Origin of the sequence: Pseudomonas sp. FSL R10-1350 (genome assembly GCF_009600525.1) — a bacterium.
GTDB classification, from domain to species: Bacteria; Pseudomonadota; Gammaproteobacteria; order Pseudomonadales; family Pseudomonadaceae; genus Aquipseudomonas; species Aquipseudomonas helleri.
In genome coordinates this window covers 80,941-100,687 of sequence record NZ_WIVR01000008.1, presented here as the reverse complement: position 1 = coordinate 100,687, position 19,747 = coordinate 80,941, and the positions used below count along the sequence as shown (strand labels likewise).

Here is a 19,747-nt window from a genome sequence, read left to right as displayed (position 1 = left end):
ATGAGCATGACGTTTTCCGGGCGAGTGGCTGTGGTGACCGGGGCCGGTGCAGGTATCGGGCGGGCCGCGGCACTGGCCTTCGCGGCCGAGGGCTTGAATGTCGTTGTGGCCGATCTGGATGCCGCGAGCGGGGAGGGCACTGTCGAGCTGATCAAGGCCGCCGGTGGCAGCGCAGCATTTGTACGTTGCAATGTCGCCCTTGAGGCGGACGTCAGGCATTTGATGGAGCAGACCCTCAGCACTTATGGCCGTCTGGATTACGCCTTCAACAATGCTGGCATCGAAATCGAGCACGGCCGCTTGGCGGACGGTACAGAGGATGAATTCGACGCAATCATGGGCGTGAACGTTAAAGGTGTGTGGTTGTGCATGAAATATCAGTTGCCTCTGATGCTCAGCCAGGGCGGTGGAGCGATCGTCAATACCGCGTCTGTGGCAGGCCTTGGCGCCGCACCGAAGATGAGTATCTACTCGGCGTCAAAACACGCGGTGATTGGTCTGACAAAGTCGGCGGCCATTGAATACGCGAAGAAAAAGATCCGCGTCAATGCGGTGTGCCCTGGCGCGATTGACACAGATATGTTCCGCCGCGCATACGAGGCAGATCCGAGAAAGGCGGAGTTTGCTGCGGCGATGCATCCGGTCGGGCGAGTGGGCACAGTAGAAGAGGTCGCGAGTGCTGTGCTGTACCTGTGTTCGGACGGTGCAGCATTTACCACGGGCCATGCCTTGGCAATTGATGGCGGGGCTTTAGCGATTTAATGAAACCGCTGAAGGCTGCGATCTTTTGATGTTGAAAAAGATCGCAGCCCACATTGAGCCATGATTCAGCGGGTTTTCCAGTTCAAAATCATCAGCGTCAACACGCCTGCCACGATGCCCCAGAACGCTGAGCCGACCGAGAACAGGCTCATCCCTGATGCGGTGACCATAAACGTTACCAGCGCAGCTTCTCGCTCTTTGGACTCCGTCATGGCAATAGTCAGGCCGTTGATGATCGAGCCAAACAGCGCCAAGGCCGCAATCGACAGCACCAACTCCTTAGGGAAGGCGGCAAACAAGGCGGCCAATGTGGCGCCAAAAATGCCTGCAATGCCATAGAAAATCCCGCACCACATGGCCGCGGTGTAACGCTTTTTGGGGTCTTCATGGGCATGTGGCCCGGTGCAGATGGCCGCGCTGATGGCCGCCAGGTTGATCCCGTGCGAACCAAAAGGCGCGAGCAGCAGCGAGGCCACACCCGTGGTGGTAATCAGCGGCGAAGCGGGCACGGTGTAACCGTCGGCGCGCAGCACGGCGATGCCCGGCATGTTCTGCGAGGTCATGGCGACCACAAACAACGGGATGCCGATGCTGATGGTGGCTGCCAGCGAAAAGGAAGGCGTGGTCCACACCGGCACGGCCACTTCCAGGGCGAAACCATTGAAATCCAGCAGCCCGAGCAACCCCGAAATCACGATGCCAATCACCAGCGCTGCCAATACCGCGTAGCGCGGCGACAGGCGTTTGACGATCAGGTAGGTGAAAAACATGCCGATGACCAGGCCGGTCTGATGCTGCGCAGCGACAAATATCTCGCTACCGATCTTGAACAAGATACCGGCCAGCAAGGCCGCAGCCAGGGACGCCGGAATGCGTTTGACCAAGCGCTCAAAACTCCCGGTCACCCCACAGATAATCACCAGCACGGCACATGTGATGTACGCACCGATGGCCTCGTGGTAACTGACGCCCCCCAAACTGGTAATCAGCAGCGCGGCGCCGGGCGTTGACCAAGCGATGGTAATGGGGGTGCGATAACGCAGGGATAAGCCTATGCTGCAAATGGCCATACCAATGGACAGCGCCCAAATCCATGAAGAGATTTGTCCGCTGGTCAAACCTGCTGCCTGGCCTGCTTGAAACATCAGCACCAATGAGCTGGTATAGCCGGTCATCATTGCAATGAAACCCGCGACCACCGCAGAAGGTGAGGTGTCGGCCAACGGGTGCAAGCGTGGCTGAGTGGCGTCGGTCATAAAACGCAATTCCTTGTACTGGGCAGAGTGCTCTGCAAAAGCTGTTCTTGATAAGACAGTGAACAGAGCGCAAGCCTAAACGCAAAAGTAACATTTCATTGCAATACAGCCGGGATATCAAACGGCCATACAGTCGTGCATACACTCGGGCTTGTGTACAATGCGGCCAGTTTTCTTGCATTAATTCATTGTCAGCGAGGCCCGTTTACGTATAAACGTAACGCTCAATTTGCCGCCGCTTTTCCCATTCGAGTGCCCATGAACGAACAGTTGCAGCCTCTCAAGAAACCCACCCGCGCCGGCAAGGCCGGTCGCAGCGGAACCCAGGACGATATTGTCTACGCGCATATCTTCGAGGCCATTCTCGAACAGCGTCTGGCACCGGGCACAAAATTGAGCGAAGAGGCGCTGGGCGAAATCTTTGGCGTGAGTCGGACCATTATCCGTCGAGCACTCTCGCGCCTGGCCCATGAAGGGGTTGTGTTGCTGCGCCCCAATCGTGGCGCAGTGGTAGCCAGCCCGAGTGTTGAAGAAGCGCGTCAGGTTTTTCTTGCTCGGCGTCTGGTGGAAAAAGCCATTACGGAATTGGCCGTGGTTCATGCCACGGCGGACGATCTGGCTGAGTTGCGCAAAATGGTCCAGGATGAGCGCGACAGTTTCTCGCGGGGCGATCGTGGTGCAGGTATTCGGTTGTCGGGCGAGTTTCACTTGAAGCTGGCTGAAGCCGCTAAAAATGCGCCGCTGATCAGCTTCCAGCGCAGCCTGGTGTCGCAAACATCGTTGATTATTGCCCAGTACGAAAGCGGCAACCGCTCACACTGTTCCTACGACGAGCACATGCAACTGATCGATGCCATCGAAGCCCGTGACGGTGCGCTGGCAGTGGACCTGATGATGCATCACATGGACCACATCGACAGCAAGCTCAACCTCGACGAAGAAGGCGCCTCGGACGATCTGCATGCAGTGTTCTCGCACCTCCTGCAAACCAAAGGCAAAAGCCATCGCTAACCTGTAGTCGCTGACGAGGCACGAGGCTGCGATGGGTTGCGAAGCGGCCCCATAAGGCGGTCCTGCGGTCCTGCGGCCCGCATCGCAGCCTCGTCCCTGGTCAGCGACTACAAGTGTTCTTAGCAGTCCCTTAACGCTGATGCACCAGGTTCCCTGCTGCATACGTCTGCTCAACCGTGCGGTCATCCCCCAAGGTCATCAACACAAACAACGTGTCGGCGATGTCTTTGGATTGTTGCAGGCGATAGCTCATCAGCGGCGTAGCGTTGTAGTCCAGTACCACAAAGTCTGCATCGGTACCCGGTTTCAGCGTGCCGATCTTGTCTTCCAGGCGCAGCGCCCGCGCCCCACCCAGGGTAGCCAAATACAACGACTTGAACGGGTTGAGGCGTGCGCCTTGCAATTGCATGACCTTATAGGCTTCGTTCAAGGTGTTGAGCAGCGAGAAGCTTGTCCCGGCGCCTACGTCGGTGCCCAAGCCAACATTGAGCTTGTGCTTTTCGGCCATCGGCAAGTTGAACAGGCCGCTGCCCAAAAACAGGTTGGACGTCGGGCAGAAGGCCACGGCGGAGCCGGTTTCAGCCAGGCGTGCGCATTCTTCGTCGCACAGGTGTACGCCGTGGGCAAAGACCGAACGTTCGCCCAAGAGTTGGTAATGGTCGTACACGTCCAGATAGCCCTTGCGCTCCGGGAACAGCGATTTTACCCACTCGATTTCCTGAAGGTTTTCGCTGATATGGGTGTGCAAATACACGTCCGGGTATTCGCTCAACAACTTGCCCGCCAGGCTTAGTTGCTCTGGCGTGCTGGTCGGCGCGAAACGCGGGGTAACGGCGTAGTGCAAGCGACCTTGACCATGCCAGCGCTCAATCAGCGCCTTGCTGTCGTTGTAGCCAGATTCGGCAGTATCTGTCAGATACTCCGGCGCATTGCGGTCCATCATGACTTTGCCTGCGATCAGGCGCAGGTCCAGACGTTGGGCGGCTTCGAACAGGGCGTCCACCGATTGCGGGTGCACACTGCCGAAGACCAGGGCTGTGGTTGTGCCGTTGCGTAGCAGCTCTTTCAGGAAAATATCCGCGACCTTCTCGGCATGTGCCTTGTCGGCGAACTGGTTTTCGCACGGGAACGTGTAGGTGTTCAACCAGTCGAGCAACTGTTCGCCGTAGGCGCCAATCATCCCGGTCTGTGGGAAATGGATATGGGTGTCGATAAAGCCCGGAGTAATCAGCGCATCGCTGTAGAAGGTAATGTCAGTGTCGGCAGGCAGTGAGGCGAGCAGGTCTGCGGCATTGCCCAGCGCGGTAATTTTGCCGTCCTCGACCACCAGCAGGCCATCTTCAAAATACTCGTAGGAGGCCTCGATCCCGACTTCGGCGGGGTCGGCGATGCTGTGCAGAATGGCGGCGCGATAGGCTTTACAGGTCATAACAACTCTCAGTGCGTGGCATGGCTGCGTCGCGAAGACGCCAGCAATTGTGTAAGGGGTTCAGCGCCAATCGGTTCGGCGCAGGCAGTGTGCTGGCCGAAGTGGGCGTTATAAGTGGCGATAATTTCGCCGGCGATGGAGATCGCGATTTCAATCGGTAACTTGCCCTTCACCTCATTTAAGCCCATCGGGCAGCGCATACGCTGCAAAGGGGCGGCGCTGATGCCGCGCTCACGCAGGCGATGTTCAAACTTCATGCGCTTGGTTTTTGAGCCAATTAAGCCGAAGTAGGCAAAGTCGTTGCGTTTGAGCAGGGCGGCGCTGAGTTCCAGATCCAGGGCGTGATTATGCGTCATGACGATGCAGTAGCAACCCGCAGGCAGCGTATTGATTTCATCAATCGGGTCTTCGCAGACTATTTTGCGTACTCCGGCCGGTATCAATGCCGGGAATTCTTGCTCCCGCGAATCAATCCAGCGCACCCGGCAGGGCAAGCTGGCCAGCAGGGGCACCAGTGCTCGGGCGACATGCCCGGCGCCGAACACCGCTATGTGTGCTTGAACCTGACTCATGGGTTCAAACAGCAGGACGGCCACGCCGCCACAGCATTGGCCAAGACTGGCGCCGAGGCTGAAGCGTTGCACTTGCGGCCCTTGTGAGTGGGCAGCGAGCATCTCGCGGGCGATGTGCATGGCTTTAAATTCAAGATGGCCACCACCGATGGTGTCGTAGATCTGGCTGGCGCTGATCAGCATCTTTGCCCCCGCATTCCGGGGCGTTGAGCCTTGTTCTTCGATAAGCGTGACCAGTACGCTCGGTTCGCCCTGTTGCTGCAAATCGGCCAGTGCGCGGATCCAGTCATTCATGCTTACCTCCCGCGATATGTCGACGCATCTGCTCACAGCCCCACAACACCCGTTCCGGCGTGGCAGGCGTATCAATATCAGGCTGCACGCGGTAATCGGCGAGGCTCGCGACCGCATCTTTTATCGCGCACCACGCGGCAATGCCGAGCATAAACGGCGGCTCGCCCACGGCTTTGGAATGGAACACCGTGTCTTCCGGGTTTTTGCGGTTTTCGACCAATTTCACCCGCAGATCCATCGGCATGTCGGAAACCGCCGGGATCTTGTAGCTGGCCGGGCCGCTGGTCAGCAGCTTGCCCTTGGCGTTCCACACCAGTTCTTCGCTGGTCAGCCAGCCCACGCCCTGCACATAGCCACCTTCAACCTGGCCCACATCAATAGCCGGGTTCAGCGAGGCGCCCACGTCATGCAGGATGTCGGTGCGCAACATTTTGTATTCGCCGGTCAGGGTGTCGACGATCACCTCTGCGCAGGCAACCCCAAAAGCGTAGTAGTAAAACGGTCGCCCACGGGCCTGGCTGCGGTCGTAAAAGATCTTTGGGGTTTTGTAATAGCCGGTACTGGAGAGCGAGACTTGGCCGAAGTAGGCCTGCTGGATCAGTGCTGCAAAACTCAGAATCTGTTCACCGATGCGCACCAATCCGTTATGGAACACCACGTCCTGGGCGCTGACCTGGTACTTTTCTGCGGCAAACTCAATTAAGCGTTGCTTGATGGTTTGCGCCGCATTTTGCGCTGCCTTGCCATTCAGGTCTGCACCGCTGGAGGCTGCCGTGGGTGAGGTGTTGGGCACTTTCTCGGTATGCGTGGCGGTGATGTGCACGCGGTCGACCTCCACCTGAAACACCTCGGCCACCACTTGCGCGACCTTGATATTCAGGCCCTGGCCCATTTCTGTGCCGCCGTGGTTCAAGTGAATGCTGCCATCGGTGTAAATGTGGATCAGCGCTCCGGCCTGGTTGAGAAAGCTGGCAGTGAACGAAATGCCGAATTTGACCGGGGTGAGGGCCAGGCCTTTTTTCAGGATCGGGCTGCTGGCATTGAAGGCCTTGATCGCTGCACGGCGCTGCGCGTATTGGCTGCTGGCTTCGAGATCGGCGGTCATTTCATGGAGCAAGTTGTGCTCCACGGTTTGGTAATAGTGAGTCACGTTGCGCTCGGTTTTGCCGTAGTAATTGACCTTGCGCACCGCCAGCGGGTCCAGGTGCAAATGCCGGGCAATCCGGTCCATGACCTCCTCAATGGCGACCATGCCTTGCGGGCCGCCGAAGCCGCGGTACGCCGTGTTCGAGGCGGTGTTGGTCTTGCAGCGGTGCCCATGGATTGTGGCATCGCCCAGGTAATACGCGTTGTCAGCGTGAAACATGGCGCGGTCAACAATGGACCCCGACAAGTCGGGCGAGTAGCCGCAGTTAGCCGCCAGATCCAGTTGGATGCCCTGCAACTGCCCGTTGTCATCGAAACCGACGTCGTACTCGATATAAAACGGATGGCGCTTGCCGGTCATCTGCATGTCTTCGGTGCGCGGCAGGCGCATCTTGGTCGGTTGCCCGGTCAGGTGTGCAATCACCGCACACAAGCATGCGGGGCTGGCGGCCTGGGTCTCTTTGCCACCAAAGCCGCCGCCCATGCGGCGCATGTCGACTGCGACTTTATTCATCGGCACGCCTAGCACTTCGGACACCAGCTTCTGGATCTCGGTCGGGTGCTGGGTTGAGCAGTACACGATCATGCCGCCGTCTTCAGTGGGCATGACTGAAGAGATCTGCGTTTCAAGGTAAAAGTGCTCTTGCCCGCCGATGTGCAGTTGACCTTGCAGCCGATGGGTGGCCTGGCTCAGCGCGCTGCTGGCGTCGCCGCGCCGGTGAGTGTGGCTGTCGAGCACAAAGTTTTTTTTGCGTAGCGCCTCGACTACATCGAGCACTGGCTCCAGGTCTTCGTACTCGATTACGGCCGCCATTGCGGCCTTGCGGGCGGTGTCCAGGTCGCTGGCGGCCACCGCCAGTACCGGCTGCCCTACAAACTCCACGGTATCGATGGCCAATAACGGATCGCCCGGCAGCAGCGGGCCGATATCCTTAAGGCCGGGGATGTCCTCGTGGGTGATCACCCGTCGCACACCGGCAAAGGCGTAGCAGGGCGCGGTATCGATGCGGATGATGCGTGCGTGGGCCCGGTCAGACAAACGCGCGTACACGTGCAACTGGTTGGGGAATTCCAGCCGGTCATCGATGTACTGTGCCTCGCCCGACACATGTTTATCTGCGCTGTCGTGTTTGACGCTGCGGCCCACACCGGTTTTCAAATCCTGGGCAAACAGGGTGCTCAGTTCAGCCTGAGACAGTTCGATCGCGTGAGGGTTAGACATAAGCCGTTACCCGCGTTTGGAGGTCCGGGGTTTGCTGTTCGATAAAGTATTTGCGCAACAGGTTTTGCGCGCACAGCAAGCGATATTCTTTGCTGGCGCGAAAGTCCGAGAGCGGGCTGAAATCCTGCGACAAGGCGTTGCAGGCTCGCTCCACCGTTGCGCTGTTCCAGGGCGCTTTGTGCAAGACGGCCTCGCAGGCGCTGGCGCGTTTGGGCGTGGCCGCCATGCCGCCGAAGGCCACACGGGCATCCATCACCACGCCATTTTCGATGTGCAGATTGAACGCGGCGCACACGGCGCTGATGTCGTCATCCAGACGTTTGGAGATTTTATAGGCGCGAAACAGATGGCTGGCTTTGGCGCGCGGGATGACGATTTTCTCGATGAATTCGCCTTCAGCTTGGGCGGTCACCCGGTAGTCCAGAAAGTAATCTTCCAGCGCCAGCGTGCGACGTGTAGCCCCTTTGCGTAAGACCAGTTGTGAGCCGAGGGCGATCAGCAGGGGGGGCGAATCACCAATGGGCGAAGCGTTGCCAATGTTGCCGCCCAAAGTGCCTTGGTTGCGAATTTGCAGCGAGGCAAAACGCTGTAATAGTTCGCCAAAGTCCGGGTATTCGGCGTTAAGCGTTTGGTAGATGTCTGCGAGGGTCACTGCGGCGCCGACTTCGAGGCGATCTGCAAAGCGTTCGATGCGCTTTAGCTCGGCAATCTGCCCCAGAGCAATCATTACCGGCAGGCTGCGGTGAAGTTGCGTGACCTCCAGCGCCAAGTCGGTCCCGCCCGCCAGCAGGCGCGCCTGTGGATGCGCTGCATAGGCCCGAGCCAGCTCGTCAAGGGTAAGGGGCAGCAGGCAACGGTTGTCGCCGTTATTAAGCTCGCTGGCGCCGACAGGGCGGATGGCCTTGAGTTTGGCCAGGGTTGCTCCGTGTTGCGCATCAAATTGGTCCGCAGGCGCTGAGTGGCAGGCTTGCGCCGCGGCGGCCAGAATTGGTCGATAGCCGGTGCAGCGGCAGAGGTTGCCGGCCAGTGCTTCGTGGGCCTGCTGGTGGTTGGCGTCAGGGCTGTTTTTTTGCAGGGCAAACAGCGACATGACAAAGCCGGGCGTACAAAAGCCGCATTGCGAGCCGTGGCAGTCGACCATCGCCTGCTGCACGCTGTGGAGCTGGCCCTGGTGTTTGAGGTCTTCAACGCTGATCAACTGCTTGCCATGCAAGGTCGAAACGAAGGTCAGGCAGGCATTGAGGCTGCGATAGCGCAGGCCTTCAGTGCCTTGCTCGTCAGTATGCAACTCACCAACAACCACTGTGCAGGCGCCGCAATCACCGCTGGCACAGCCTTCCTTGGTGCCGGGTTTGTGCAGGTGCTGACGCAGGTAATTGAGTACCGTGAGGTTGGGGTCCAGTACGTGTTCAGTGCGTAGCGTCTGATTAACTAAAAACTGGATCACGGGCGGCCTCGCACTGCACTATTTTTATCGGGCGGGATGAATTGAATCTAGTCATTGCTGACTTCAGGGTCAAGAAATGCCAGTGAGTCATCCCGGTGATTGATCACGACACGCTTTATTTGCTTATTTCGTGCCACATTCGGCGCCCGAGACACTCTGCTTGCACCGCGCAAGTGCGTTACACTCCGCCGCCTGCACTGATCGAAGATTTTGAAGGTACAACATGACGTTCAAGGCGCCGGATAGCCTCGCCGAGCAAATAGCTCACCACCTCGCTGAGCGGATTATTCGTGGCGAGCTCAAGCCTGGAGAACGCATTCAAGAACAGAAGGTAACGCTGGCGCTCAATGTCAGCCGCGGCTCTGTGCGCGAAGCGTTGTTAATCCTGGAGCGTCGACACTTGATCGCGATCCTTCCACGGCGTGGCGCACATGTCACCGAGCTCACTGCACATAAGGTTCAGAGCCTGTGTACGTTGATGAGCGAGATGTACATCCTGCTCGGCAATGCCGTTGCGCAGCGCTGGACAGCGCCGTCTGACCTGGGGCCTTTCCTGCAAATCCAGCAGCGTCTGGTCGACAGCTACGAGCGCCAGGACATCAGCGCCTTTGTTGAAGACAGCTTCAACGTAATGCGCGCTGCCTACCCGTTTGCCGACAACCCGTATCTGCAAGAAACCGTCGAGAACCTGCACCCGGCCATGAGCCGTGCCTATTACCTGGCACTGGAACAGCGCAAGGCCGAGATGAGCGAGTTTCTGGCGCTGTTCGCGGAGTTGCTTGAGGCGGTTCTGGCGCGGGATTTTTCGCAAATTCGTGTCGTACTGAGCCGATATGCTCAGCGCAGCTGTGACCTGGTGTTGTCCGCCTTGACGGTTGCCTGAACGTGCGTCTCAAGTGCATCAAACTGGCGGGCTTCAAATCCTTCGTTGACCCGACAACGGTTAACTTTCCGAGCAATATGGCGGCGGTGGTCGGCCCCAACGGTTGCGGCAAGTCGAACATTATCGACGCCGTGCGTTGGGTAATGGGCGAAAGCTCGGCTAAAAACCTGCGCGGCGAGTCGATGACCGACGTCATCTTCAACGGCTCCACCAGCCGTAAACCCGTGAGTCAGGCCAGTATTGAACTGGTGTTTGATAACTCCGACGGCACGCTGCTGGGTGAATATGCGGCCTACGCCGAGATCTCCATCCGCCGCAAGGTGACCCGCGACAGCCAGACCACTTACTACCTCAACGGTACCAAATGCCGTCGTCGTGACATCACCGATATTTTCCTCGGCACCGGCCTGGGGCCGCGCAGCTACTCGATCATCGAGCAGGGCATGATCTCCAAACTGATCGAGTCCAAGCCCGAAGACCTGCGCAACTTTATCGAAGAAGCGGCCGGCATCTCCAAGTACAAGGAGCGGCGTCGCGAGACCGAAAACCGCATTCGTCGCACCCACGAAAACCTCGCGCGGCTGACCGACTTGCGTGAAGAGTTGGGTCGCCAGCTTGAGCGTTTGCACCGTCAGGCCCAGGCCGCCGAGAAGTACCAGGAATACAAAGCCGAAGAGCGTCAGCTCAAGGCGCAGTTGTCCGCATTGCGCTGGCAAGCCCTGAACGAGCAGGTGGGGCAGCGTGAAACGATCATTGGCGATCAAGAGGTCAGCTTTGAAGCGTTGGTCGCTGAGCAGCGCAATGCCGATGCCAGCATCGAACGCCTGCGTGACGGGCATCACGACCTGTCAGAACGCTTTAATTTGGTGCAAGGGCGCTTCTACTCGGTGGGCGGCGACATCGCCCGCGTCGAGCAAAGCATCCAGCACGGTCAGCAACGTTTGCGTCAGTTACAAGACGACTTGCGAGAAGCCGAGCGCTCGCGCCTTGAAACCGAGTCGCACTTGGGCCATGACCGCACGATGCTGGCGACGCTGGGTGAAGAGCTCGAAATGGTGGTGCCCGAGCAGGAGCTGACCAGCGCCGCCGCTGAAGAATCGGCGGCCGCGCTCGAAGAATCCGAAGTCACCATGCATGCCTGGCAAGAGCAGTGGGATGCCTTCAACCTGCGCTCGGCTGAGCCGCAACGTCAATCCGAAGTACTGCAAGCGCGTATCCAGCAGTTGGAAACCAGCATGGAGCGCGTGGCTGAACGTCAGCGTCGTTTGGCCGAAGAGCGTGCCTTGCTCGCCGCAGACCCGGAAGATGCAGCGATCCTTGAACTGAGTGAGTTGCTGGCGACCAGCGAGCTGACCCAAGAAGAGCTGCAAGCCAGCGAAGAACAGGTGATCGAGCGTCTTGAGCAAGTGCGTCACGACTTGCAGCAAGCCACGCAAAATCAGCAGCAGGCCCAGGGCGAGTTGCAGCGGCTTAACGGTCGTCTGGCTTCCCTTGAAGCGCTGCAGCAAGCCGCGCTGGACCCTGGCGCCGGTGCAGGCGAATGGCTGCGTGAGCAGCAATTGGCTGAGCGTCCACGTCTGGCGGAAGGCCTGCGGGTTGAAGCCGGATGGGAGCTTGCGGTCGAAACGGTGCTGGGTGCCGACCTCCAGGCCGTGTTGGTGGATGATTTTTCCCAAGTGGATCTGGCGGGCTTTGCCCAAGGTGATTTACGCCTGTTCAGCGCCGACGCCACCGCGAGCCGCATCGCGGGCAGTTTGCTGGACAAAGTCGAAGCCGATTTTGACTTGGCGCCTTGGCTGGGGCAGGTCAAACCGGTTGAAACCCTTGAGCAGGCACTGGCAGCGCGTGGGCAACTGGCCGACGGTCAAAGCCTGATCAGTCGTGACGGTTATTGGGTCGGGCGTAACTTTTTGCGTGTGCGCCGCGCCAGTGAAGCCGAAAGCGGCGTGCTGGCCCGCGGTCAGGAAATCCAGCATCTGGGGGTTGAGCGCGAAGAGCGTGAAGCCACCCTGGCGACCCTTGAAGATCAGTTGCAACGCTTGCGTGAGCAGCAAGTCGCCCAAGAAGACGCGCGTGAGCAGGTTCGTCGCCGCTTGCAGGACGAAGCCCGTCAACAAGGCGAGATAAAAGCCAAGCTGTCGGCCAGCAAAGCCAAAGTTGAACAGTTGACTTTGCGTCGTCGGCGGCTTGACGAAGAGCTGGCCGAGCTCAGCGAGCAGCGTGCGCTGGAGCATGAACACGTTGGTGAGGCGCGCCTGAACTTGCAGCAAGCGCTGGATGCGATGGCCACTGACACCGAGCAGCGCGAGCTGCTGCTGGCTCAGCGCGACAGCTTGCGCGAACGCCTTGACCGGGTGCGTCAAGAAGCCCGCCAGCACAAGGATCACGCCCACCAATTGGCGGTGCGCTTGGGCTCACTCAGGGCACAGCACGATTCGACCCGTCAGGCGCTGGAGCGGCTGGAGCTGCAATCTGAGCGGCTCGCTGAAAAGCGTGAGCAGCTCACCCTCAATCTGGAGGAGGGCGAAGCCCCTCTTGAAGAGCTGCGCCTTAAACTTGAAGAGTTGCTGGATAAACGCCTGAGCGTTGACGAGGAACTTAAAGTTGCGCAATTGGCTCTTGAAGATGCGGACCGTGAATTGCGCGACGCTGAAAAGCGCCGCAACCAGGCCGAGCAACAGTCTCAACTGATTCGTGGCCAGCTTGAGCAGCAGCGTATGGAATGGCAGGCGCTGACAGTTCGGCGCACGGCCTTGCAAGATCAGTTGCTGGCAGACGGTTATGACTTGCACGGGGTGCTGGCAACATTGAGTAACGAACTCAATGAGCAGCAGGCCGAAGAGGAACTTGAGCGGATTGCTGCGCGCATTCAGCGTTTGGGCGCGATTAACCTCGCGGCCATTGATGAGTATCAGCAGCAGTCCGAGCGCAAGCGTTATCTGGATGCCCAGGATGCCGATTTGGTCGAAGCACTGGACACCCTGGAAAACGTGATTCGCAAGATTGATAAAGAAACCCGCAGCCGCTTCAAAGACACCTTTGATCAGATAAATGGTGGATTGCAGGCGCTTTTCCCAAAAGTTTTCGGTGGCGGCAGCGCTTATTTGGAACTGACGGGCGAAGATTTACTCGATACAGGGGTAACGATCATGGCGAGGCCGCCGGGCAAAAAGAACAGCACGATTCATTTGCTGTCCGGTGGTGAGAAGGCATTGACGGCTCTGGCATTGGTTTTTGCCATTTTTAAACTCAATCCGGCGCCGTTTTGCATGCTCGACGAAGTTGATGCACCGCTTGATGATGCGAACGTGGGGCGCTATGCACGGTTGGTTAAAGAGATGTCACAGACAGTGCAATTCATCTACATCACCCACAACAAAATCGCCATGGAAATGGCCGATCAGTTGATGGGGGTGACGATGCATGAGCCCGGTTGTTCACGTCTTGTTGCGGTTGATGTTGAGGAAGCAATGGCAATGGTCGATGCATGAGCTATAAGCAAGTAGGGATAAAATTTTCTTCATGTAAGAAAATCCCTACGGATTTGACCGATGAGACGCGTAGGTCAGCGGCTACATGGGCCTAACTCAAGGTGACAGACGGTGTAAAGTTATCTTTGGTCGTGTTAATTTAGCGTCTAATTTTTTTGTACGTGGAAAAACGTCATTCAGAACATAGAGTTGGCGCCACGTTTTAAAGGGCTTTAGGCTCTTCTTCATAGAATCATTTTTTTAGGGGCACGGGATTACATGGAAATCGGTCTGCGCGAGTGGCTGATAGTCATCGGCATAGTGGTCATCGCCGGTATTCTTTTTGACGGCTGGCGTCGTATGCGTGGCGGTAAAGGGAAGCTCAAGTTTCGTCTTGACCGCAGTTTTTCCAATGTGCCCGACGAGGAAAACAGCGCCGAGCTGTTAGGCCCGTCACGGGTTCTGGATACGCCGGATCACAAAGAGCCGCAGCTCGATGAGCATGACCTGCCATCGGTGAGCATGCCGCCCCGTGAGAAGTCCTCCAAGCGCGGTAAACGTGCCAGTGAGCCGAGCCAGGGTGATTTGAACCTCAACCTCGATCTTGATGATGACGGTCCAAGCTTCAGTGCGCGTGACGATGATGCCCCCGTTGAAACCAAGCCACGCGGGCGTCAGACGCCAGCAGTGGCTGCGGCAGAAAGCAAAGAGCCCGCACCGGCAACCGAAGAAGTGCTGGTCATCAGCGTTATCAGCCGTGATCCGGCAGGTTTCAAAGGCCCGGCGCTGCTGCAAAACATTCTTGAGAGCGGCTTGCGTTTCGGTGAAATGGATATTTTCCACCGTCACGAAAGCATGGCTGGCAACGGCGAAGTCCTGTTCTCCATGGCCAACGCCGTGAAACCTGGCGTGTTCGATCTGGACGACATCGATCTGTTCAGCACGCCAGCGGTGAGCTTCTTCCTCGGCTTGCCAGGCCCGCGTCATCCCAAGCAGGCGTTTGATGTGATGGTGGCAGCAGCACGCAAGTTGTCCCAGGAGCTCAACGGCGAACTCAAAGACGACCAGCGCAGCGTGTTGACGGCTCAGACTATTGAGCATTACCGCCAGCGCATCGTCGAATTCGAGCGTCGTGCCCTGACTCAAAAACGCTAAAGCCGTGGGGGCCGTGTGATCGCTCCCGCTGAGTGCACTATGAATTAACACATGAGCAGCCTCGGCTGCTCATTTGCTTTGTGAGAGAAAATCCCCATGACCGCCGCCAACACCCGCATTCTAGAGCTGCGCGCTGAACTGGATCAGCATAACTACCGCTACCACGTACTCGACGAGCCGAGCATCCCGGACGCTGAGTACGACCGGCTGTTTCGTGAGCTTAAAGCCCTGGAAGCGGAGCACCCGGAACTGGTGACGGCAGATTCGCCGACCCAGCGCGTAGGCAGTGCGGCGTTGTCGGCCTTTACTCAAGTGCGTCACGAAGTGCCCATGCTGAGCCTGGGCAACGCGTTTGATGAAACCGATATGCGCGAATTTGATCGGCGTGTCAGCGAGGGGCTCGATTTGCCGGCTGGCGACCTTTTTGGCGGCGGTGCAGAAGTTGAATACAGCTGCGAGCCCAAGCTCGACGGTCTGGCGGTCAGCTTGCTGTATCAGGACGGTGTACTGGTGCGCGGTGCCACCCGCGGTGATGGCACCACCGGTGAAGACATCAGCGTCAACGTGCGCACCGTGCGCAACATCCCGCTCAAGTTGCAGGGCAGCGGCTGGCCTGCGGTGTTGGAAGTGCGTGGTGAGGTGTTTATGTCCAAGGCGGGTTTTGAGCGCCTCAATGAAGCCCAGCTTGCGGCGGGTGGCAAGACCTTTGCCAACCCGCGTAACGCAGCGGCTGGCAGCCTGCGCCAGCTGGATTCGAAAATCACCGCCAGCCGTCCGCTGGAGTTTTGCTGCTACGGGCTGGGGCAAGTTTCTGAAGAGTTTGCCGACACGCACATTGGCAATCTCAAGCAGTTGCAGCAGTGGGGCATGCCCATCAGTCACGAGTTGAAACTGGCCAAAGGCATTGCCGAGTGCCTGGACTACTTCCGTGATATTGGTGAGCGTCGTGCCTCGTTGGCGTATGAAATCGACGGCGTGGTGTTCAAGGTCAACAGCCTGGCCTCGCAACGCGAACTGGGCTTTCGCGCTCGTGAACCGCGCTGGGCAATCGCCCATAAATTCCCGGCAATGGAAGAGCTGACCGAACTGCTGGATGTTGAATTCCAGGTCGGGCGAACGGGGGCGGTCACTCCGGTTGCACGCCTGAAGCCAGTCAAGGTGGCGGGCGTGACCGTGTCCAATGCCACGTTGCACAACATGGACGAAGTGGCGCGTCTGGGCCTGATGATTGGCGACACCGTGATCATTCGCCGTGCCGGAGATGTGATCCCGCAGGTGGTGCAAGTGGTGCTCGACCGGCGCCCTGACAACGCGCGCCCGGTGCACATCCCGCAAAACTGCCCGGTGTGCGGCTCCCACGTCGAGCGCACGCAATTGATCAAGCGCAGCAAGGGCCGCGAAACCGTCAGCGAAGGTGCGGTGTACCGCTGCGTCGGGCGGCTGGCCTGTGGTGCGCAACTGAAGCAGGCGATCATCCATTTTGTCTCGCGACGGGCCATGGACATTGAAGGCCTGGGTGAAAAGAGCGTCGAGCAGTTGGTCGATGAAGGTCTGGTGAGTTCGCCGGCCGACCTGTACACCCTGTCGTTTGAGCAAATCGTCGACCTGGAAGGCTTTGCCGAACTGTCGAGCAACAACTTGTTGGCGGCCATTGCCGACAGCAAGCGTCCGACACTGGCACGTTTTATCTACGCATTGGGTATTCCTGATGTAGGCGAGGAGACAGCCAAGGTTTTGGCGCGCTCATTGGGCTCTCTGGAGCGCGTGCAGCGTGCGTTGCCGCAAGTGCTCACGTACTTGCCGGACGTGGGCCTGGAAGTGGCTCACGAGATCCACAGCTTCTTCAGCGATGACCATAACCGCCAAGTGATTGGTCAATTGCTGGAGCGCGGTCTGGAATTGCAGGATCAGGGTGAGCTGGGCGCTGAATTTGCCGCCAGCGCCACCTTGGGCGGGTTGATCGACAAACTGCACATTCCGTCTGTTGGGCTGGGCGGGGCGCAGAAGCTGGCCGACAAATTTGACATCCTTGAGCGCGTGATCAACGCCGATTGGCTGGACATGCGTCAGGCCTTGCCTGAAAAGCAAGCCAAGGCCGTGCGCGACTTCTTCGACAACCCGGACAATGCGCGACTGGCGCTGGACGTCGAAGCGCAACTGCGCGACTTCGGCATGCATTGGCAGAGCGAGAAGAAAACTGTAGAAGGCTTGCCGCTGGCCGGGCAGACCTGGGTGCTGACCGGCTCGCTGGAATTGATGAGCCGCGACGTCGCCAAAGAAAAGCTGGAAAGCCTCGGCGCCAAAGTCTCGGGCTCCGTGTCCGGCAAAACCCACTGCGTAGTAGCCGGGCCGGGAGCGGGGTCCAAATTGACCAAGGCCAACGAGCTGGGTCTCAAGGTGCTGGATGAAGAAGCGTTCGTGGCGTTCCTCAAAGAGCAGGGTATCGGCCTGTAACGGCTGCAAAACCTGTAGTCGCTGCCGCAGGCTGCGAAGGGTTGCGAAGCAATCCGTTGCCTCGTAGCCTGCGCGAGCTTCATCGCAGCCTTCGGCAGCGACTACGGAGCCAAATACATGCCCGAATCCAAGTACTTGAACCCATTCATTTTTTTATTCTTGAAGCAGCGGTTGTAAGTTTTCGTCAGATAGGTACAATGGCGCCGTTCGCTGCTAGGCGGATGTTGTTATGGTGACCCTATCGGTCCCTCCGCAACGATTACCCGTGAACCTGGTCAGAGCCGGAAGGCAGCAGCCACAGCGGGAACATTGTGTGCCGGGGTGTGGCTGGTGGGGTTGCCTCCATTTTAAGAATCCTCAATTCGCAGGGTTCTTAGTCCAGAAAAAATCTTCTCCTTTATAAATCTCGACTGCTGAATGCCCGGTCGACGTATTTTCACGTCCGCCTGAAATGCCCGGCCATGAGTGCCTGAGCAGTTAAAAGCGCGCACCGGATGCAATTTTGCCCCTGCTCCGCTAGCATTAGCCCCTTCCGCTTTTCAGACGCGACGGTTATCAATGAGTTATCAGGTTCTTGCACGTAAATGGCGTCCGCGCTCGTTCCGCGAAATGGTCGGCCAGACCCATGTGCTCAAGGCTCTGATCAACGCTCTGGACAGTCAGCGCCTGCACCACGCCTATCTGTTTACCGGTACGCGCGGCGTCGGCAAGACCACCATTGCGCGGATCATCGCCAAATGCCTGAACTGTGAAACAGGTATCACCTCGACGCCGTGCGGGACGTGTTCGGTGTGCCGCGAGATCGATGAGGGGCGTTTTGTCGACCTGATCGAGATCGACGCCGCGAGCCGGACCAAGGTTGAGGACACGCGTGAGCTGCTCGACAACGTGCAGTACGCGCCAAGCCGTGGGCGCTTCAAGGTCTACTTGATCGACGAAGTGCACATGCTTTCCAGCCATTCCTTCAATGCGCTGTTGAAAACCCTCGAAGAGCCGCCGCCCTACGTCAAATTCATTTTGGCGACCACCGATCCACAAAAACTGCCGGCAACCATTCTGTCTCGCTGCCTGCAGTTCTCGCTCAAAAACATGACCCCTGAGCGCGTTGTCGAGCATTTGACCCATGTGTTGAGTGTCGAGAACGTGCCGTTCGAAGACGATGCGCTGTGGCTGCTGGGCCGTGCCGCCGATGGTTCGATGCGTGACGCCATGAGCCTGACCGATCAGGCGATTGCCTTCGGTGAAGGCAAGGTGCTGGCGACGGATGTGCGGGCAATGCTCGGCACACTGGATCACGGTCAGGTATTTGATCTGTTGCACGCCTTGATCGAGGGCGATGCGCGGGCGCTGCTTGAGGCCGTGCGGCACTTGGCCGAACAAGGCCCGGACTGGAATGGTGTGCTCTCCGAGATCCTCAACGTTTTCCACCGCGTGGCGATTGCCCAGGCGTTGCCTGAAGGCGTCGACAACGGTCACGGCGACCGCGACCGGGTACTGTCGCTGGCGCAAGCGATGCCTGCCGAAGACGTACAGTTTTATTACCAGATGGGCCTGATCGGCCGACGCGATCTGCCGTTGGCGCCAGACCCGCGTGGTGGCTTTGAAATGGTCTTGCTGCGAATGCTGGCCTTCCGCCCGGCGGACACCGGCGATGCGCCGAGTCAGCCGCTAAAGCCAGTGGGGATCAGCCAGGCCACAGTTGATTCCGCCAACACCGTGGCGGGCTCGACGGCTGTTGCGCCGCGTGCAGAACCCGCTGCGGTGGCAGTGGCTGCGCCGGTGGTTGAAGTCGTGGCTCCTGCACCTGAAGTGGTGGCCCCTGTGGTGGCTCCTGAAGCACCGCCAGCAGCCGAAATCGACTTGCCCTGGAATGAGCGTCCGGCGCAGGTGATCGAAGACGAGATCACGCCAGAGCCTGTGCTCGAGACTGTCAGTGAGCAGCCGGATTTACCGCCCATGCCGCTGCCGACCCCGGACAGCGTGGTGCCTGACGCGCCGGAGTGGGTTGCCGAACCTGTTCACGAGCCAACGCCCGAGCAAGTCGACGCCGCGCTGTCCGGTATGGACCGCGACGATGAACCGCCGCTGGACGAAGACTACATCGAGCCGGACATGGATTCTGCGGCCTATAGTTACCTGGACGAGTTGGCCAGCGAACATGCCGTCGAGCCGCAACCCGAGCCCGAACCATTACCGGCAGCCATGCCTGCCACGGGCCTGGCCCTTGAATGGCTGAACATGTTCCCCCAATTACCGGTATCAGGGATGACGGCCAGCATTGGCGCCAACTGCACCTTGATTGCGGTTGATGGCGATGACTGGCTGTTGCACCTGGACCCAGCCCATAGCGCCCTGTTTAACTCGACCCAGCAGCGCCGCCTGAATGATGCGTTGAACCAGTTTCATCAGCGCACACTCAAAGTGACCATTGAGCTGGTCAAGCCAGAGCAGGAAACCCCGGCCCAGGCCGCTTCGCGCTTGCGTGCAGAGCGTCAGCGCCTGGCCGAAGAGTCAATCTACGCAGACCCGTTGGTCCAGCAAATGATTGAACAGTTCGGCGCAGCCGTGCGTGACGATACGATTCAACCTGTCGATGTTATTGAGGCGCAGTAACACCGGCTAGATACTGACAGCCCGCAGTCATTG

12 protein-coding genes and 1 other RNA gene are annotated in these 19,747 nt (G+C 58.6%); 8 read left to right on the top strand and 5 right to left on the bottom strand.

The annotated features are described in order from the left end of the window. Positions 1 to 762, top strand: coding sequence for an SDR family oxidoreductase (locus GHO25_RS06335; protein ID WP_153390168.1), 762 nt, complete (start codon positions 1 to 3; stop codon positions 760 to 762). A 65-nt stretch (positions 763 to 827) separates the two neighbouring features. On the opposite strand, the gene GHO25_RS06330 is transcribed toward GHO25_RS06335, so the two are convergent. Next, entirely contained in the window at positions 828 to 2,018 is a 1,191-nt protein-coding gene (locus GHO25_RS06330; protein WP_048368489.1) for a benzoate/H(+) symporter BenE family transporter, read from the bottom strand. Between the two features lie 258 nt (positions 2,019 to 2,276). Between GHO25_RS06330 and GHO25_RS06325 the strand changes: the two genes are divergently transcribed. Next, complete coding sequence (locus tag GHO25_RS06325; RefSeq protein ID WP_048389959.1) at positions 2,277 to 3,029, top strand: GntR family transcriptional regulator; 753 nt, start codon at positions 2,277 to 2,279, stop codon at positions 3,027 to 3,029. 130 nt (positions 3,030 to 3,159) lie between these two features. On the opposite strand, the gene guaD is transcribed toward GHO25_RS06325, so the two are convergent. Genes guaD through xdhA form a run of 4 tightly spaced genes read right to left on the bottom strand, consistent with a single transcriptional unit; the run spans position 3,160 to position 9,139 of the window. Further along, the gene (guaD, locus tag GHO25_RS06320) at positions 3,160 to 4,458 is read right to left on the bottom strand and encodes a guanine deaminase (protein WP_048389961.1); all 1,299 of its coding nucleotides are present in this window, start codon (positions 4,456 to 4,458) and stop codon (positions 3,160 to 3,162) included. An 8-nt stretch (positions 4,459 to 4,466) separates the two neighbouring features. Further along, on the bottom strand, positions 4,467 to 5,324 hold the full coding sequence (gene xdhC / locus GHO25_RS06315) for a xanthine dehydrogenase accessory protein XdhC (protein ID WP_048368486.1): 858 nt from the start codon (positions 5,322 to 5,324) through the stop codon (positions 4,467 to 4,469). Further along, positions 5,317 to 7,692, bottom strand: coding sequence for a xanthine dehydrogenase molybdopterin binding subunit (gene xdhB / locus GHO25_RS06310; protein WP_153390167.1), 2,376 nt, complete (start codon positions 7,690 to 7,692; stop codon positions 5,317 to 5,319). Before xdhB ends, xdhC begins: the two co-directional genes overlap by 8 nt. Next, positions 7,685 to 9,139 (bottom strand): xanthine dehydrogenase small subunit, encoded by a 1,455-nt coding sequence (gene xdhA / locus GHO25_RS06305; RefSeq protein WP_178110003.1) that lies wholly within the window; start codon positions 9,137 to 9,139, stop codon positions 7,685 to 7,687. Before xdhA ends, xdhB begins: the two co-directional genes overlap by 8 nt. Positions 9,140 to 9,362: 223 nt before the next feature. Here xdhA and GHO25_RS06300 point away from each other — a divergent pair, with 223 nt between their 5' ends. The 6 genes from GHO25_RS06300 to dnaX all read left to right on the top strand — a co-directional run bounded on the left by GHO25_RS06300 (position 9,363) and on the right by dnaX (position 19,714). Next, positions 9,363 to 10,022 (top strand): GntR family transcriptional regulator, encoded by a 660-nt coding sequence (locus GHO25_RS06300; protein ID WP_048368483.1) that lies wholly within the window; start codon positions 9,363 to 9,365, stop codon positions 10,020 to 10,022. A gap of 2 nt (positions 10,023 to 10,024) precedes the next feature. Further along, the gene (gene smc, locus GHO25_RS06295) at positions 10,025 to 13,513 is read left to right on the top strand and encodes a chromosome segregation protein SMC (RefSeq protein ID WP_178110002.1); all 3,489 of its coding nucleotides are present in this window, start codon (positions 10,025 to 10,027) and stop codon (positions 13,511 to 13,513) included. A gap of 258 nt (positions 13,514 to 13,771) precedes the next feature. Then, positions 13,772 to 14,647, top strand: a complete 876-nt coding sequence (zipA, locus tag GHO25_RS06290; RefSeq protein ID WP_153375204.1) for a cell division protein ZipA — start codon at positions 13,772 to 13,774, stop codon at positions 14,645 to 14,647. A gap of 96 nt (positions 14,648 to 14,743) precedes the next feature. Further along, a complete protein-coding gene (gene ligA, locus GHO25_RS06285) occupies positions 14,744 to 17,101 on the top strand; it encodes an NAD-dependent DNA ligase LigA (RefSeq protein ID WP_153390165.1) in 2,358 nt (785 codons plus the stop codon). Between the two features lie 239 nt (positions 17,102 to 17,340). Next, positions 17,341 to 17,437: signal recognition particle sRNA small type (gene ffs, locus GHO25_RS06280), an RNA gene on the top strand. 222 nt (positions 17,438 to 17,659) lie between these two features. Beyond that, positions 17,660 to 19,714 carry a DNA polymerase III subunit gamma/tau gene (gene dnaX / locus GHO25_RS06275; protein WP_153390164.1) on the top strand — a complete coding sequence of 685 codons (2,055 nt, stop codon included), beginning with the start codon at positions 17,660 to 17,662 and terminating at the stop codon, positions 19,712 to 19,714. The last annotated feature ends 33 nt before the right edge of the window (positions 19,715 to 19,747 follow it).